Consider the following 15,562-nt stretch of genomic DNA (forward strand, 5'->3'; position numbering starts at 1 on the left):
CCCTGCCGTCCGGACGTATCGGACGGCGGAGCCGTTCGTCCGCGTGCCAGGATCGCCCGGTGACGCCCGAGACGCTTGTCGCCGCGCTCCTGATCGTCGTCGGCATCGTCGGGATCCTGCTGCCGGTGCTGCCCGGGTTGGTACTGGTGCTCGCCGGGATCGCGGTGTGGGCGGTCCCGCGGGCCGACGCCCTCGGCTGGACGGTGCTCGGTATTGCCACCGCGATCGTCGTGCTCGGCAGTGTCGCGAAGTACCTGCTGCCCGGCCGCAGGCTGCGCGACTCCGGGGTCCCCGGCCGCACGATCGCGGCGGGTGCGGTGCTGGGCGTGGTCGGGTTCTTCGTGATCCCCGTGGTGGGGCTGCTCCTGGGGTTCGTGCTCGGGGTCTACCTCGCCGAGCTGGCGCGGCTCCGGGACAACCAGCAGGCCTGGCCGTCCACCCGGCAGGCACTCTCGGCGGTGGGCTGGAGCGTCGTCATCGAGCTGGCCACCGGGCTGCTGGCCACGGCCGTGTGGATCGGCGGGCTCGTCATCGGCTGACCCCCGGGCGCTGATTAGTCTGCGGGGCGTGACGGAGAACGGGATCCCGGTCGGTGTGGTGGGTGCGCGGGGGCGGATGGGCGCCCAGGTGTGCGCGGCCGTCGAGGCGGCGCCGGACCTGGTGCTCGTCGCGCAGATCGACGAGGGTGACCCGCTCACCACGCTGGTCGACGCGGGCGCGCAGGTGGCCGTCGACTTCACCCACCCCGGCGTGGCACTCGACAACGTGCGGTTCTGCGTCGAGCACGACATCGCCGCCGTGGTGGGCACCAGCGGGTTCGACGAGGCGAAGCTCGACGCGGTGCGCGCGCAGCTCGCGCAGCGCCCGGGGCACGTCCTCGTGGCCCCCAACTTCGGCATCGGTGCCGTGCTGTCCATGCAGTTCGCGCGGCAGGCGGCGCGGTTCTTCGAGTCCGTCGAGGTGATCGAGCTGCACCACGCGGGCAAGGTCGACGCCCCGTCGGGCACCGCCGTGCACACGGCGGCACTGATCGCCGCGGCGCGGGCCGAGGCGGGCGCGGGCCCGCTGCCGGACGCCACCACGAGCGAGCTGCCGGGCGCCCGCGGGGCCGACGTCGACGGCATCCACGTGCACTCCGTGCGGCTGCCGGGCCTGGTGGCGCACCAGGAGGTCATCCTGGGCACCACGGGGGAGACCCTCACCATCCGCCACGACTCGTTCGACCGGGCGTCGTTCATGCCCGGCGTGCTGATGGCGGTGCGTGCGGTGCGCGACCGCCCCGGCCTGACGGTCGGCCTGGACGACCTGTTGAACCTGACCTGAGCGGCGCCCCCAAGGTTCAGGAAAGCCACGATGCTGCCCTCTGCGGGCAGGAAAGTGGCTTTCCTGAACCTCGCGCTACGCCAGTTCCAGGTCCAGTGAGCCGGTGATCCGCACCTCGCGCAGCTCGCCGTCGCCCGTGTCGAGCACGCGGACCGTGCCGTCGGGCTCCCAGCCGGCGCGGGCGTAGAACCGGCGCGAGGCCTCGTCGGCCTCCGGCACCCAGGCCAGCCCGTAGAGGGCTCCGGAGCGGCGCAGCGCCTCCGCCGCCGTGGCGAGCAGCCGCCCGCCGTGGCCGCGCCTGCCCCACCGCGGCTCCACGAGCAGGGCGCTGATCTCGGCCCAGGCTTCCGGGCCCAGCGTGGGCTCGCTGGTCGGCGTCGACCGCTCCGGCGCCGCGGCGGGCGCGGCGGCGCAGAACCCGACCGTCCACTCACCCTCGGTGGCCACGAGCACGTGGTGGTCGCCGCCTGCCTCCACCGCTGCCGTCCACGCCCGGTGCGCGGCCTCGCTGCGCAGCTGGGCGAGCGCCGCGGCCGGGACGAGCGTGGCGTAGGCGGCCTCCCAGGTGCCGGCCTGGATGCGCACGATCTCGCCGACGTCGGCGGCGGTGGCGAGGTGGACGGTGGCGGTGGCCATGCGCGCCATTCAAGCCGGACACCCGGACGACCACGCACACCGGGTGGCCACCGTGCACACCGCCGGACATGTGTGCGGTGGCCACGATGTGTGCACGGTCATCCCGATTCGGCGCGACATCCGGTTGTTGCCTATGGCAACGTCTGGCCGGTGGACGCCGCCGTCTCTCCCCGCCCGCCCGCTCTCGCCTGGGTGGCGCTCGGCGTCGTGTACGTCCTCTGGGGGTCCACCTACCTCGGCAACCGCCTGATCATCGCCGACGTCCCGCCGCTGTTCGCCGGCGGCGCCCGGTTCCTCGTCGGGGGCTCGCTGCTCGCTCTGGTGGTGCTCGCCGTCGCCGGGCGCAGCGCGTTCCGGATGACGCGGCGCCAGCTCGCCACCATGGCGCTGTCCGGGCTGCTGCTGCCCGCGTGGGGCAACGGCCTGGTGACGCTGGCGCAGCAGAAGGTGGCCTCCGGGCTGGCCGCCCTCCTCATTGCCGCGGTGCCGCTGTACATCGTGGTGCTGCGCGCCCTCACCGGCGACCGGCCGCGGCCGGCCACGCTCGCCGGTGTCGCGGTGGGGGTGGTGGGGCTCGCGATACTGGTGCTCGCCGTGCCGTCCGGCGGCTCCGGCGGCGTGCAGGGCAGCGCGTGGTGGGGGCCGTGGCTGGTGTTGCTGGCCGGGCTCGGCTGGGCGACGGGGACGTTCGCGACCACCCGGCTCCCGGTGCCGGCCAACCCGTTCGCGCTGGCCGCGGGCCAGATGTTCGTCGGCGGGGCGATCCTGATGACGGTCTCGCTGGCCACCGGTGACCGGCTGGACATCGGTTCCGTGTCGGTCGTGGCCTGGTGGGCGTGGGCCTACATGGCCGTGGTGGTCTCGCTCGCCGCGTTCGGCGCCTACGCGTTCGCACTGGCGTCGCTGCCGGTGTCGACGGTGGCCACCTACGCCTACGTCAACCCGGTGATCGCCGTCCTGCTGGGCGTGCTCGTCGTGAACGAGCGGTTCTCGGCGGTCCAGCTCGTGGGGGGCGGGGTGGTGCTGGTGGCGGTCGTGCTGGTCATCGCGGCGGAGCGGCCCCGGAAACGTCGGGGTGAACTGGCACCATCCGGGGCGTGACGTTCCCGTCCCCCGAGATGATCGGACCTACCGAGACGATCGGTCCGGCCGAGACGATCGGACCCGCCGCGGCGCGGCGCGCCGTCCTCGCCGCCCAGGGCTTCGCCGATCCGCGCCCGTCCGGGCCGGTCACCCGTCGCCACCTGGTGCGCACCCTCGGCCGCATCCGGCTGCTGCAGCTCGACTCCGTCAACGTGGCCGTGCGGGCGCACTACATGCCGGTGTACAGCCGGCTGGGCCCCTACCCGTCCGAGCTGGTCGACGAGGCCGCGTGGTCCCACTCGGCGCGCAGGCCGCGCCTGCTCGCCGAGTACTGGGCCCACGAGGCCAGCCTGCTCCCGGTGGAGGACTGGCCCCTGCTGCGTGCCGGGGCGAAGCGCGACGGCTGGTGGCGCCACTACGGCGCGCTGGTGGAGAGCCACCCCGGCCTGGTCGACGACGTGCTCGCCGCGGTCAAGGAGCTGGGCCCGATCGGAGCGGGCGCGCTCGAGACGGCGCTGGGCGGGCAGACGCGGCCGCGACCGCCCGGCGCGTCCTGGTGGGAGCGGTCCGACGTCAAGCGCATCTGCGAGTACCTGTTCGGCATCGGGGCGCTCACCACGGGCACGCGGCGCCACTTCCAGCGGCTCTACGACCTGCCGGAGCGGGTGCTCCCGCCCCACGTGCTCGCGGCGCCGCCCCCCTCGCAGGAGGAGGCGGCCCGCGCGCTGGTCCTGCGCTCGGCGTCGGCGCTGGGTGTGGCCACCGAGGCCGACCTGCGCGACTACTACCGCATCGCGCCCGACCACAACCGTGCGGCGCTGCTCGCGCTGGTGGAGGCGGGGGAGCTGGAGCAGGTGGAGGTGCGCGGCTGGGCGCGTCCGGCCTACCGGGTGCCGGGCGCTCGCGTCCCGCGCCGGATCGCCGGGCGCGCGCTGCTCTGCCCGTTCGACCCGCTGATCTGGGAGCGCCGGCGCACCGAGCGGATCTTCGGGTTCCGCTACCGCATCGAGATCTACGTGCCGGAGCCGAAGCGCGAGTTCGGCTACTACGTGTTCCCGTTCCTGCTCGACGGCGAGCTGGTGGCCCGGGTCGACCTCAAGGCCGACCGCCGGGCGGGGGTCCTGCGGGTGCAGGGGGCCTTCGCGGAGCCGGAGGCCGGGGTGGCGCGGGTGGCCGCCGAGCTGGCGGGGGAGCTGCGGGAGATGGCCGCGTGGCTCGGCCTCGAGGACGTGGTGGTGGGTGAGCGGGGCGACCTCGCCGTCCCGCTCGCCACCGCGCTGCGCTGACCCGCGCGTGCGCGGTGGCGGGTGCCGCAGCCACCCGCCACCGCGCACGACCCCCGCGCCGGCCGGTCAGACGGTCACGGCCGCCCGCGTCACGAGCACGTCGCCGCTGCCGGTCCGGCCGTGCACCTGCAGCGTGGCGGGCCGTTCCGGAGCCACTGCGGTCACCTCCAGGTCGCTGCTGGCCCGGCCCGACCCCGACGTGAGGTCCAGCTCGGCGCCGACCCCGGGGTGCACACCGATGCGCAGGCCGCCGGAGCCGCTGGTGAGATCCAGATGTCCGCTTCGGGCGTCGGCGATCACCACGTCGCCGGAACCGGTGCGTACCCCGAGGTCGCCTGCCACCTCGCCAACCGACACGGTCCCGCTGCTGGCCCGGATCTCGCCGGGGCCGCCGGTGGCGGCCACCGACACCTTGCCCGACCCCGTGCGCACCCGCGTGCGGCCGCTCACCGGTCCGAGCTCCACGTCGCCCGACCCGGTGGTGACGTCGGCGTCACCGTCGACGGCGGCCACGGAGATCTGGCCGGAGCCGGTGCGCACCCCCGCCCACCCGGCGCGCCCGGTCACGCGGATGTCGCCAGCGCCGGCCCGGGCGGCGAGCCGCGAGCCGGCCGGGGCCGACACGGTGATCGCCAGCGGCACCACACGCAACGGGAGGTCCTGCGAGGAGCGGACGATGAGCCGCCTGCCCGACTCCGACCAGGTGATCTCCGCTGCCCGGACGGCCTCCGCCGCGAGCTCGTCGGCGTTGCCGGCCCCACCCGTGCCGCCGGGACCGCCGGGGCCCCCGAGCCAGTTGATGATGCCGGTGAGCCCCTGGGTCCAGGTGTTGCCCGCCGACGGGTCGTGGCGCACCTCCACGCGCACGTCGCCCGCGCTGCCCTCCCCGGTGCCCCCGACCTGCTCGTCGAGATGCACCCGGATCCGGCCGACGTCCACCGTCAGCTCCAGCTCGGCGGTGCCGTCCACGGGCCAGCTCTGCCGGCGCACCAGCTCCGCAGCATCGCCGGCCTCGTCCTTCGCGAAGTCCACCATGTCGCTCATCCCTCGACCCATCCGCGCAGGCGCCGCTCGTCGCGTTCGCCCGGCCCCCCGCTGCGGCGTCCGGGACGCCGCCCGCCCCCGGCCAGTGCTCCCTGCACGGCCTGCGCCACCCAGGAGTTGAGTGACACACCCTGCGCGGCCGCCGCCTGCTCGGCCTGGTTCTTGATCTGTTCCATCATCCGGAGCGTGATCCGGCTGATGTCCCCGGCGTCGGCGCCACCCGGGAACCCGCGGAAGGACGGCGGCTCCTCCGGGGTGGGTTCGGCGGCCGGGTCGGCGGTGACCGCGACGCGGACGTCCCGGCCGTCGAGGCGCACCTCCACCACACGGTCCGGCAGCGCGGCGGTGACCTCGGCCGCGAGGTCGGAGAGCGCGTTCATGAGGGCCAGCCGGGCGGCCGGCTCGATGGCGGCGCCGAGCAGCGCCGCGGTGCGCTGCGTCTGCTCGTCACCCGCCCCGGCTGCGGAGGCGAGATCCTCCCGCAGCTGCGTGACGTACTGACTGAGATCCATGACATCACTGTGACGTCATCTGTGACGCCGGTCAAGGGAATCCATGACATCAGTGATGTCACGGAGTTGCGTCACGCCGTCCGGTTACGCTGCCGACATGCCGCAGATCGTGCCGCTGGGCGTCCAGCTCGTCGCCAAGACCGAGTTCGTCGTCCCCGAGGGCGTGCCGTGGAGCACCGACGCCGACGGGGGACAGGCACTCGCCGAGTTCGCCGGGCGGGCGTGCTACCAGTCGTGGACGAAGCCGAACCCGGCCACCGCCACCAACGCCGGGTACCTGCGTCACATCCTCGAGGTCGGCCACCTGTCGGTGCTCGAGCACGGCACGGTGAGCTTCTACCTCACCGGCGTCTCGCGGTCGCTCACCCACGAGCTCATCCGCCACCGGCACTTCTCCTACAGCCAGCTGTCCCAGCGCTACGTCCCCGAGCGCGACGCCGCGATGGTCGAGCCCGACGTCATCGCGGCCGATCCCGAGCTGCACGAGCTGTTCGCCGAGGCCGCGCAGGCGTCCGTCACGGCCTACGAGCGCCTGCTGGAGGGGCTGGAGAAGCGGTTCGCCGACGTCCCCAACGCCACGCTCCGGCGCAAGCAGGCCCGCCAGGCCGCCCGCGCGGTGCTGCCCAACGCCACCGAGACCCGCATCGTGGTCACGGGCAACTACCGGGCATGGCGGCATTTCATCGCCATGCGGGCCACCGAGCACGCCGACGTCGAGATCCGCGAGCTCGCCGTCGAGTGCCTGCGCCAGCTGCAGCGCGAGGTGCCCAACGTGTTCGGCGACTTCGACATCGCCACCCTGGACGACGGCTCCGAGATCGCGTCCAGCCCCTTCGTCACCGAGGGATGACCCGCACCCTGGCCGGCTCCGGCCTCCACGGGTGGCCGCGGCACCAGGGGCCGCCACACTAGGGTCTGGGCGATGACCCTGGCGAGCAGTGAGCGTGCGGCGATCAGCGACGAGCTCGAGCGGGTGGGACCCGACCGGCCCACCCTGTGCGAGGGCTGGACCACCCGGCACCTGCTGGCCCACCTGCTGGTCCGCGAGCGGCAGCCGTGGGCCGCGCCCGGCATCGTGGTGCCCGCGCTGGCCCCGCTCACCGAGCGGGCGATGCACGGCTACGACACCACCCCGTGGGCCGAGATGGTGGGGCAGCTGCGGGCCGGGGCGCCGGTCTGGTCGCCGTACCGGATCGGGAAGCTCGACGAGGTCGCCAACGGCGTCGAGTTCTTCGTCCACCACGAGGACATCCGCCGTGGCGAGCCGGGCTGGGAGCCGCGGGCGGCCGACCCGACCCGTGACGCCCGCCTGTGGGCCGCAGTGACCCGGATGGGTCGCGCGCTGTACCGGCGCACGCCGACGGGCATCGTCCTGCGCCGGCCCTCGGGCGAGCAGCACGTCGTCAAGACCGGTTCCGGGCTGGTCACGATCGTGGGCGAGCCGGGTGAGCTCGTCCTGCACGCGTTCGGGCGCGACGCCGTGCGCGTCGAGCTGGAAGGTGACACCGCCGACGTCGAGTCGGTGGCCGCGGTGCAGCGGGGCGTCTAGGCGTCCAGGCGACGGTCCCGGGGACTGCTCGCACGCCACCGTCGCCACGCCCGGATGGCCGATCCGGGCGGAGTTGGTGCATCCGGGTGCGGCGCTGGGGGGCACCCGGGGACCCCCGGGCGGTACCGTCACCACATGAGTCCCACCCCTGCTGGAGCGCGCCCGCCGGGCCGGCCGTTCGGCCGGGTGCTGACCGCGATGGTCACGCCCTTCGACGCCGACGGTCGCCTCGACCTCGACAAGGCCGAGGCACTGGCCGCTCACCTCCTCGACCTGGGCAATGACGGACTGGTGGTGAACGGCACCACGGGGGAGGGGCCGACCACCACCGACCAGGAGAAGTCCGAGCTGGTGCGTGCGGTGGTGAGCGCGGTGGGGGACCGGGCCACGGTGGTCGCGGGGGCGGGCACTTACGACACCGCTCACAGCATCGAGCTGGCCCGCTCGGCCGAGAAGGCGGGCGCACACGGCCTGCTGGTCGTCACGCCGTACTACTCGCGGCCGCCCCAGTCGGGGCTGGTGCTGCACTTCTCGGCGATCGCCGACGCCACCGACCTGCCCGTGATGCTCTACGACATCCCGCCGCGCAGCGTCATCCCGATCGAGATCGAGACGCTGCAGCGGCTCTCCGAGCACCCGCGGATCCTGGCCGTCAAGGACGCCCGCAACGATCTGCGCGTCGGTACCCAGATCATCGCCACCACGCCGCTGGCCTACTACTCCGGCGACGACCCGGTGAACCTGCCGTGGCTGGCGGTCGGTGCGGTCGGGTTCGTCAGCGTGATCGGGCACGTCGTGGCCGACCGGCTGCGCGACATGCTCGACGCCTACGAGGCCGGCGACGTCGCCCGGGCCAGGGCGGTCAACGCGAGCACCCTGCCGGTGACCCACGCGATGGGCCGGGTCGGCGGGGTGGTGTTCTCGAAGACGGCGTTGCAGCTGCGCGGCGTCGACGTCGGGAACCCCCGCCTGCCGCTGCCGCCGGCCACGGAGGAGCAGGTGGCGGCCGTCGCGTCCGACCTGCGTGCGGCCGGGGTGTCGCTGGGCCCCGACGCGTACCGCTCGGCCGGTCGCGTCGATCCGGGGCTGGGTGCCTGCGCCCCCGCCGACCTCGACGTCCAGGTCGCCTACCGCTGAGAGCACCCCTGCTTCCCCACTATCGCGAGGACAACTAGTTGAGTCGCCCCCCTGCCCGGTCCGACCGTTCCCGGTCCGATCGCCGTTCCCGGCCGCCCCGGCGTGACCAAGGCCGACCCGTTCCGGCTCCGCCCGAGGAGGTCAACCCGGCCGAGCTCCCCGCCGGCCCCCCGCCGCCCCTGCCCGAGGGCGCCTTGCGGGTGGTCGCGCTCGGCGGGATCGGTGAGATCGGCCGCAACATGACCGTGTTCGAGTACGAGGGCAGGCTGCTCGTCGTCGACTGCGGCGTGCTCTTCCCTGCCGAGGACTCACCCGGCGTCGACCTGATCCTGCCCGACTTCCGGGCGATCGAGGACCGCCTCGACGACATCGACGCCCTGGTGCTGACCCACGGTCACGAGGACCACATCGGCGCGGTGCCGTTCCTGCTGCGCCAGCGGCCCGACCTGCTCATCGTCGGGTCGCGGTTCACGCTCGCGCTGGTGGCCGCCAAGTGCAAGGAGCACCGGCTGACGCCCCACCTCCTCGAGGTGAAGGAGGGGACCAGGCTGCGGCACGGGTCGTTCGACTGCGAGTACTTCGCGGTCAACCACTCGATCCCGGACGCGCTGGCCGTCGCGATCCGCACGCCGGCGGGTCTGGTGCTGCACACGGGCGACATCAAGCTCGACCAGCTCCCGCTCGACGGGAGGCTCACCGACCTGGCCGGGTTCTCCCGGCTCGGCGACGAGGGCGTCGACCTGTTCCTGGTGGACTCCACGAACGCCGACGTCCCGGGGTTCGTGATCGCCGAGCGCGAGATCGGCCCGGTGCTCGACGGGGTGTTCCACAACTCGCCCGCGCGGATCATCCTCGCCTGTTTCGCGAGCCACGTGCACCGCGTGCAGCAGGTGCTCGACGCCGCCGTCGCCCACAAGCGGAAGGTGTGCCTGGTCGGGCGGTCCATGGTGCGCAACATGGGCCTGGCCGCCGAGCTGGGCTTCCTCACGGTGCCCGAGGGTCTGCTCGTCGAGATCGACGATGCGATGGAGCTGCCCGACGACCAGCTGGTGATCGTCTCCACCGGGTCGCAGGGCGAGCCGCTGTCGGCGCTCGCGCGGATGGCGCGCGGCGACCACCGCTCGGTCCGCATCCGGCCGGAGGACACGATCATCCTGGCCAGCTCGCTGATCCCGGGCAACGAGACCGCGGTGTTCGGCGTGATCAACGGGCTCACCCGGCTGGGGGCCAAGGTCGTGCACCAGGGCACCGCGAAGGTGCACGTCTCGGGGCACTCGCCCGCCGGGGAACTGCTCTTCCTCTACAACGCGGTGCGGCCGAGCAACGTGATGCCGGTGCACGGCGAGTGGCGCCACCTGCGGGCCAACGCCGCGCTGGCCACGAGGACCGGCGTGCCGGAGGACTCCGTGGTGCTCGCGGAGGACGGCGTGGTGGTCGACCTCGTCGACGGCAAGGCGTCGATCACGGGGCGCGTCGAGGTGGGCCGTGTGTACGTCGACGGGCTCGCCGTCGGCGACATCGGCGAGAGCACCCTCGGCGACCGGCTCGTGCTGGGCGAGGGCGGGTTCATCTCCATCACGGTGGCGGTCGACTCCACCACGGGCCGCGCCGTGTCGCGCCCGACCCTGTCGGGCCGCGGGTTCTCCGACGACCCCAAGGCACTGGACGCGGTGCTGCCGCTGGTGGAGGACGAGCTGTCCCGCACCGAGTCCGAGGGCATCACCGACACCCACCGCATCGCGCAGTCGGTGCGCCGCGTGGTGGGCAAGTGGGTGGGCGAGACCTACCGCAGGCGTCCGATGATCGTGCCCACGGTCATCGCGGTCTGACCGACAGCACGGCCTGCCGCCGCGCCGGCCCGTTCCGGGTCGGCGCGGTGGCAGGGCTCCGTCAGTCCCCGCTGGGCCCGCCGCGGCGCGGTTCGTGGGGCTCCTGACCGGGCGGCAGGTTGGAGCGGTCGGGAGCGATCACGGTGGACATGTCGCCGGAGTCGGGCAGCCGGACGTGGGGCACGGGGTCGTCCGCACCGATCAGCAGGTCGGCGGTGCCGGGCTGCAGGGTCTCCCCGCGGAAGAACGGCGGTGCCACCCGGCTGTAGATCAGCATCAGCACGGCGCCGAGCAGCAGCGCCCCGATGCCGATCAGGAACACCCCGCCGATGCCGAAGACCGTGGTGGCGCCGGCGTCCGCCGCGGCGTAGTCGATGCTGGAGAGCACGAACGCCACGAGCAGCATCACGCCGCCGAGGCCGGGCAGCACCCCCTTCACCCACAGGTCCCGCCCGTGCAGCTGCCTGCGGTAGTACCAGACGCAGGCGAAACCGGTGAGCCCGTAGTAGAAGGCGATCAGCAGGCCGACGGCGGAGATCGAGTCGGCCAGCACGTTCTCGCTGATCAGCGTGAGCCCGACGTAGAACACGATCGACGCGATGCCCATGGCCCAGGTGGCGTAGCCCGGGGTCAGGTAGCGCGGGTGGATGCCGGCGAAGCGCCGCGGGATCGCCCGGTAGGCGCCCATGGACAGCGCGGCGCGGGCCGTCGGCAGGATCGTCGTCTGGGTGGACGCGGCCGACGACGTGAGCACCGAGATGATCAGCAGGACGACGAAGAAGTGGCCGAGGCCGCTCTCGCCGAACACGGCCGGGCCGATCGCGGCGAACACGTCGTCGGAGTTCTCCGGGTTGCCCAGCCCGATGCCCTCGGTGCCGGTGCCCGCGAAGGCGACGGTGGCCACCGACACCAGTGCGTAGGTGACCAGCAGCAGCAGGGTGGACAGCACCGCGGCGCGTCCCGGGGTGCGTCCCGGGTCGTCGCTCTCCTCGTTGACGGCGACGGCGGTGTCCCAGCCCCAGTACAGGAACACGGCGATCAGCACGGCGTCGACGAGGTCGGACAGGTCCATGCCGCTCGGCCACAGCCACGCGAGACTCGGGACGATGGAGCCCTCCGGGGCGTCTCCGGAGTAGACCTTGACCAGTGCCACCACGGCGAACGCCGCGAGCACCACGAGCTCGATGCCGAGCAGCGCGTACTGCAGCCGCGCCGAGACCTCGATGCCTCGGTAGCAGATGTAGGTCATCACCGCGATCCACACGACGCCCGCGACGGTCGTCCACAGCGTGCTCGCGGCCAGCGAGTCGGCGCCCACCAGCAGGAACGAGTACTGGCCTGCGATCTGGGCGAGGTTGGCCATCACGATGACGTCCGCGGCGATGATGCCCCAGCCGCCCATCCAGCCCATCCACGGCCCGAAGGCGCGCCCGGCCCAGGTGAACGTGGTGCCGCAGTCGGGCTCGGCGCGGTTGAGCTCCCGGTAGGCCACGGCGATCAGGTACATCGGGACGAACGCCAGCAGCATGATCGACGGCGCCTTCTCACCAGCCAGCACCACGATGAGACCGAGGCTGGCGGCGAGACTGTAGGCGGGGGCTGTGGACGCCAGCCCGATCACGACGCTGGACACGAGGCCGAGGGCGCCGCCCTGCAGGCCTTTTGCGCCGGGCGCCGAGCCGTCGGGCGCTGTCACCGGTGGCGTTGCCTCTGTACTCATCGAATCCTCCGGTCGGCCGACGTGTCACGCGCTGTGACGCACGGCGGACCTTAACGCTGCCGACGACGGATTTCGATACCGTCTTTGATCAACGCGATGAAATCCGTGTTGCACCTGTTGATCATCAACTGATTCCGTTCCGAAGTGGGGATCGGGCGTCTACGCTCAGGATCGTGGTCACCACCCCGGAGCCGCACTCCGCCGTCCATGCGTTGCTCGACGACGTCGGCAAGGCGATCGTCGAGCAGCTCCAGGAGGACGGCAGGCGGCCCTACGCCACGATCGCCCGCAGCGTGGGCCTCTCCGAGGCCGCCGTCCGGCAGCGGGTGGCCCGCCTGCAGGAGGCGGGCGTGATCCAGATCGTCGCGGTCACCGACCCGCTCCAGCTCGGCTTCCGCCGCCAGGCGATGGTCGGGGTGCGTGCGGACGGCGACGTCGTCGAGCTGGCCGACGCGCTGGCCGCGATGCCGGAGGTCGACTACGTGGTGATCACCGCCGGCAGCTTCGACGTGCTGGCGGAAGCGGTCTGTGAGGACGACGAGCACCTCCTGGAGCTGGTCGGCAGGCGGATCCGGGCGTTGCCCGGCGTCCGCAGCACCGAGACGTTCGTCTACATGAAGCTGCGCAAGCAGCATTACAACTGGGGAACCCGTTGACCACGACACCCGAAACCGTCACGAGTACCGAGCCGGGCCGCACGCCCCGGGGCACCGACCGCGTCGAGGCCGCGCGCGACCACCTGTGGATGCACTTCACCCGCCACTCCACCTACGAGGAGGGCGGGCAGGTCCCGATCATGGTGCGCGGCGAGGGCTGCCGGGTCTGGGACGCCGCGGGCCGCGAGTACCTCGACGGGCTCGCCGGCCTCTTCGTCGTGCAGGCGGGCCACGGCCGTCGTGAGCTGGCCGAGGCGGCGGCGCGGCAGGCGTCGGAGCTGGCGTACTTCCCGATCTGGTCCTACGCCCACCCGGGCGCGATCGACCTCGCCGAGCGGCTCGCGGCGTACGCGCCGGGGGACCTCAACCGGGTCTTCTTCACCACCGGCGGCGGCGAGGCCGTCGAGAGCGCGTGGAAGCTCGCGAAGCAGTACTTCAAGCTCGTCGGCAAGCCCACCAAGCACAAGGTGATCAGCCGCTCGATCGCCTACCACGGCACCCCCCAGGGAGCGCTCGCGATCACCGGCGTGCCCGACCTGCGCATCCCCTACGAGCCGCTCGTCCCCGGGGCGTTCAAGGTGCCCAACACCAACGCCTACCGGGCGCCGAGCCACGTCGGCGGGGACCTCAAGGCGTTCGGCCGGTGGGCCGCCGACCGCGTCGAGGAGGCGATCCTCGCCGAGGGCGCCGACACCGTCGCCGCGGTGTTCGTCGAGCCGGTGCAGAACGCGGGTGGCTGCTTCCCGCCGCCGCCCGGCTACTTCGAGCGGCTGCGCGAGATCTGCGACACCCACGACGTCCTGCTCGTGTCCGACGAGGTGATCTGCGCGTTCGGGCGGATCGGCAGCATGTTCGCCTGCGACGACTTCGGCTACGTCCCCGACATCATCACCTGCGCGAAGGGGATGACCTCGGGCTACTCGCCGATCGGCGCGATGATCGCGAGCGACCGGCTGTTCGAGCCGTTCCGCTCGGGCACCACGTCCTTCCTGCACGGCTACACCTTCGGCGGCCATCCCGTCTCGGCGGCGGTGGGGATGGCGAACCTCGACATCTTCGAGCGGGAGGGGCTCAACGACCACGTGCGGGCGCAGTCCCCGGTGTTCCGGGCGACGCTCGAGAAGCTGCTCGACCTGCCGATCGTCGGCGACGTACGCGGGGAGGGGTTCTTCTTCGGCATCGAGCTGGTGAAGGACAAGGGCACCAAGGAGACGTTCGACGCGGAAGAGAGCGAGCGCCTGCTGCGCGGGTTCCTCTCCAGGGCCCTGTTCGAGGCCGGGCTCTACTGCCGGGCGGACGACCGTGGCGACCCCGTCATCCAGCTGGCCCCGCCGCTCGTCGCGGGTCCCGCGGAGTTCGACGAGATCGAGGGCATCCTGCGGGGGGTGCTGACGGAGGCGTGGGCCCGACTCTGAGCTCACTGTCGCTGTGGCACGAGCAGGTCGTCGCCGACGGCGACCCGCTCACGCCCCGGCCCCCGCTCTCCGGCGACACCGAGGCCGACGTCTGCGTCGTCGGGGCCGGGTACACCGGCCTCTGGACCGCGTACCGCCTGCTGCGCGGTGACCCCGGCCTGCGTGTCGTCGTGGTCGAACGCGAGGTGGCGGGGTTCGGGGCGAGCGGGCGAAACGGCGGCTGGTGCTCGGCGCTGTTCCCGGCGAGCGCCGCCGCCCTCACCCGGCGGCACGGCGCCGCGGCCGCGCCCGCCATGCGGGCGGCGATGCGCGCCACCGTCGACGACGTGGGTGCGGTGGTGGCCGAGGAGGGCATCGCCTGTGACTGGCGCAAGGGCGGCACGGTGGCTCTCGCGCGCACGCCGGCCCAGCTCGTCCGCGCCCGGGCCGAGGCCGCCGAGTCGGGAGCCGACGAGATCGCACTGGTCGGGGCCACGGAGGCGACCGCGCTGGTGGGCGCGTCGGACGTCCTGGGTGCCACGGTCACCCCGCACTGCGCGCGCATCCAGCCGGCGCGTCTCGCCCGCGGGCTGGCCCGGGCCGTCGAGCGCCGGGGCGGCTGCATCGCGGAGGGCACCACGGCACTGTCGATCGGGCCACGGCAGGTCGAGACCGACCGGGGGGTGGTCCGGGCGCGCGCCACCGTGCGCGCCACGGAGGCGTGGAGCGCCGGGCTCGCGGCGCGCTCGGTCGCCCCGGTGTACTCGTTGATCGTCGCCACCCGGCCGCTGCCCGCGTCCTTCTGGGACGTGGCCGGGCTCGCCGGCGGCCAGACCTTCACCGACCACCGCCACCTCATCGTCTACGGCCAGCGCACCGCCGACGACCGGCTCGTCTTCGGCGGCCGCGGGGCCCCGTACCACTGGCGCTCGCAGATCCGGCCGGCGTTCGACCGTGATCCGCGGGTGTTCGCCGGGCTGCGGGCGGCGGCGGTCGACCTGTTCCCGGCGCTGCGGCCGGACGACTTCACCCACGCCTGGGGCGGCCCGTTGGGCATACCGCGCGACTGGCACGCGGGCGTCGGCCTCACCCCGGACGGCGCAGGCTGGGCGGGTGGCTACGTCGGTGACGGCGTGGCCACGTCCCACCTGGCCGGCGCCACCCTGGCCGCGCTGATCCTCGGCCGCGACGACCCGCTCACCAGACTGCCGTGGGTGGGGCACCGTTCACGGCGCTGGGAGCCCGAGCCCCTGCGCTGGCTGCTGGTGAACGCGGGGCTGCGCCTGATGACCCTGGCCGACGGGGAGGAACGCCTCACCCGGAGACCCAGCGTGGTTGCTGCCTCGCTGTCCCGCGCCCTTGGTGGCTGATCCCCCGGTGCGGGTGCGGGTGC

At 73.5% G+C, this 15,562-nt stretch carries 15 protein-coding genes; 11 read left to right on the forward strand and 4 right to left on the reverse strand.

Annotated elements, in window-relative coordinates:
- The first annotated feature begins 59 nt into the window (after positions 1 to 59).
- Positions 60 to 539: a DUF456 domain-containing protein gene (locus tag ACQPZA_RS09195; RefSeq protein ID WP_169396367.1), complete on the forward strand. Its 480-nt coding sequence runs from the start codon at positions 60 to 62 to the stop codon at positions 537 to 539.
- 19 nt (positions 540 to 558) lie between these two features.
- Positions 559 to 1,323 (forward strand): 4-hydroxy-tetrahydrodipicolinate reductase, encoded by a 765-nt coding sequence (gene dapB / locus ACQPZA_RS09200; protein WP_281359762.1) that lies wholly within the window; start codon positions 559 to 561, stop codon positions 1,321 to 1,323.
- A gap of 75 nt (positions 1,324 to 1,398) precedes the next feature.
- Here the strand turns inward: dapB and ACQPZA_RS09205 are convergent, their stop codons facing one another.
- Positions 1,399 to 1,959: an N-acetyltransferase family protein gene (locus ACQPZA_RS09205; RefSeq protein ID WP_433279811.1), complete on the reverse strand. Its 561-nt coding sequence runs from the start codon at positions 1,957 to 1,959 to the stop codon at positions 1,399 to 1,401.
- Between the two features lie 150 nt (positions 1,960 to 2,109).
- Here ACQPZA_RS09205 and ACQPZA_RS09210 point away from each other — a divergent pair, with 150 nt between their 5' ends.
- Both ACQPZA_RS09210 and ACQPZA_RS09215 read left to right on the forward strand, forming a co-directional pair.
- Positions 2,110 to 3,060, forward strand: coding sequence for an EamA family transporter (locus ACQPZA_RS09210; protein ID WP_433279812.1), 951 nt, complete (start codon positions 2,110 to 2,112; stop codon positions 3,058 to 3,060).
- 17 nt (positions 3,061 to 3,077) lie between these two features.
- Complete coding sequence (locus ACQPZA_RS09215) at positions 3,078 to 4,328, forward strand: winged helix-turn-helix domain-containing protein (RefSeq protein WP_433282736.1); 1,251 nt, start codon at positions 3,078 to 3,080, stop codon at positions 4,326 to 4,328.
- A 66-nt stretch (positions 4,329 to 4,394) separates the two neighbouring features.
- On the opposite strand, the gene ACQPZA_RS09220 is transcribed toward ACQPZA_RS09215, so the two are convergent.
- Entirely contained in the window at positions 4,395 to 5,372 is a 978-nt protein-coding gene (locus ACQPZA_RS09220) for a DUF4097 family beta strand repeat-containing protein (RefSeq protein WP_433279813.1), read from the reverse strand.
- On the reverse strand, positions 5,369 to 5,884 hold the full coding sequence (locus ACQPZA_RS09225; protein ID WP_169400593.1) for a toxin-antitoxin system HicB family antitoxin: 516 nt from the start codon (positions 5,882 to 5,884) through the stop codon (positions 5,369 to 5,371). Before ACQPZA_RS09225 ends, ACQPZA_RS09220 begins: the two co-directional genes overlap by 4 nt.
- A gap of 97 nt (positions 5,885 to 5,981) precedes the next feature.
- Here ACQPZA_RS09225 and thyX point away from each other — a divergent pair, with 97 nt between their 5' ends.
- The 4 genes from thyX to ACQPZA_RS09245 all read left to right on the forward strand — a co-directional run bounded on the left by thyX (position 5,982) and on the right by ACQPZA_RS09245 (position 10,399).
- Positions 5,982 to 6,734, forward strand: coding sequence for an FAD-dependent thymidylate synthase (thyX, locus tag ACQPZA_RS09230; protein ID WP_433279814.1), 753 nt, complete (start codon positions 5,982 to 5,984; stop codon positions 6,732 to 6,734).
- Between the two features lie 72 nt (positions 6,735 to 6,806).
- Positions 6,807 to 7,433, forward strand: coding sequence for a TIGR03085 family metal-binding protein (locus ACQPZA_RS09235; RefSeq protein ID WP_433279815.1), 627 nt, complete (start codon positions 6,807 to 6,809; stop codon positions 7,431 to 7,433).
- 135 nt (positions 7,434 to 7,568) lie between these two features.
- Positions 7,569 to 8,570, forward strand: coding sequence for a 4-hydroxy-tetrahydrodipicolinate synthase (gene dapA / locus ACQPZA_RS09240; RefSeq protein ID WP_433279816.1), 1,002 nt, complete (start codon positions 7,569 to 7,571; stop codon positions 8,568 to 8,570).
- A 179-nt stretch (positions 8,571 to 8,749) separates the two neighbouring features.
- Complete coding sequence (locus ACQPZA_RS09245; protein WP_169399223.1) at positions 8,750 to 10,399, forward strand: ribonuclease J; 1,650 nt, start codon at positions 8,750 to 8,752, stop codon at positions 10,397 to 10,399.
- Between the two features lie 61 nt (positions 10,400 to 10,460).
- Here ACQPZA_RS09245 and ACQPZA_RS09250 read toward each other — a convergent pair whose 3' ends face one another.
- The gene (locus tag ACQPZA_RS09250; protein ID WP_433279817.1) at positions 10,461 to 12,119 is read right to left on the reverse strand and encodes an APC family permease; all 1,659 of its coding nucleotides are present in this window, start codon (positions 12,117 to 12,119) and stop codon (positions 10,461 to 10,463) included.
- Positions 12,120 to 12,292: 173 nt separating this feature from the next.
- Between ACQPZA_RS09250 and ACQPZA_RS09255 the strand changes: the two genes are divergently transcribed.
- The 3 genes from ACQPZA_RS09255 to ACQPZA_RS09265 are packed head-to-tail and all read left to right on the forward strand — an operon-like array spanning position 12,293 to position 15,539.
- A complete protein-coding gene (locus ACQPZA_RS09255; protein ID WP_312859447.1) occupies positions 12,293 to 12,775 on the forward strand; it encodes an Lrp/AsnC family transcriptional regulator in 483 nt (160 codons plus the stop codon).
- On the forward strand, positions 12,772 to 14,190 hold the full coding sequence (locus ACQPZA_RS09260) for an aspartate aminotransferase family protein (protein WP_433279818.1): 1,419 nt from the start codon (positions 12,772 to 12,774) through the stop codon (positions 14,188 to 14,190). Before ACQPZA_RS09255 ends, ACQPZA_RS09260 begins: the two co-directional genes overlap by 4 nt.
- Positions 14,175 to 15,539, forward strand: coding sequence for an NAD(P)/FAD-dependent oxidoreductase (locus ACQPZA_RS09265; protein ID WP_433279819.1), 1,365 nt, complete (start codon positions 14,175 to 14,177; stop codon positions 15,537 to 15,539). The genes ACQPZA_RS09260 and ACQPZA_RS09265 overlap by 16 nt, the downstream gene beginning before the upstream one ends.
- The last annotated feature ends 23 nt before the right edge of the window (positions 15,540 to 15,562 follow it).

The organism is Pseudonocardia xinjiangensis, from assembly GCF_050948425.1.
Classification (GTDB): domain Bacteria; phylum Actinomycetota; class Actinomycetes; order Mycobacteriales; family Pseudonocardiaceae; genus Pseudonocardia; species Pseudonocardia xinjiangensis.

What these genes read in the sequence shown, in the direction of transcription:
- thyX (WP_433279814.1), top strand. Translation starts at nt 5,982, where the DNA reads ATGCCGCAGATCGTGCCGCTGGGCGTCCAGCTCGTCGCCAAGACCGAG.
- dapA (WP_433279816.1), top strand. Translation starts at nt 7,569, where the DNA reads ATGAGTCCCACCCCTGCTGGAGCGCGCCCGCCGGGCCGGCCGTTCGGC.
- ACQPZA_RS09205 (WP_433279811.1), bottom strand. Translation starts at nt 1,959, where the DNA reads ATGGCCACCGCCACCGTCCACCTCGCCACCGCCGCCGACGTCGGCGAG.
- ACQPZA_RS09215 (WP_433282736.1), top strand. Translation starts at nt 3,078, where the DNA reads ATGATCGGACCTACCGAGACGATCGGTCCGGCCGAGACGATCGGACCC.
- ACQPZA_RS09235 (WP_433279815.1), top strand. Translation starts at nt 6,807, where the DNA reads ATGACCCTGGCGAGCAGTGAGCGTGCGGCGATCAGCGACGAGCTCGAG.
- ACQPZA_RS09250 (WP_433279817.1), bottom strand. Translation starts at nt 12,119, where the DNA reads ATGAGTACAGAGGCAACGCCACCGGTGACAGCGCCCGACGGCTCGGCG.
- ACQPZA_RS09220 (WP_433279813.1), bottom strand. Translation starts at nt 5,372, where the DNA reads ATGAGCGACATGGTGGACTTCGCGAAGGACGAGGCCGGCGATGCTGCG.
- ACQPZA_RS09225 (WP_169400593.1), bottom strand. Translation starts at nt 5,884, where the DNA reads ATGGATCTCAGTCAGTACGTCACGCAGCTGCGGGAGGATCTCGCCTCC.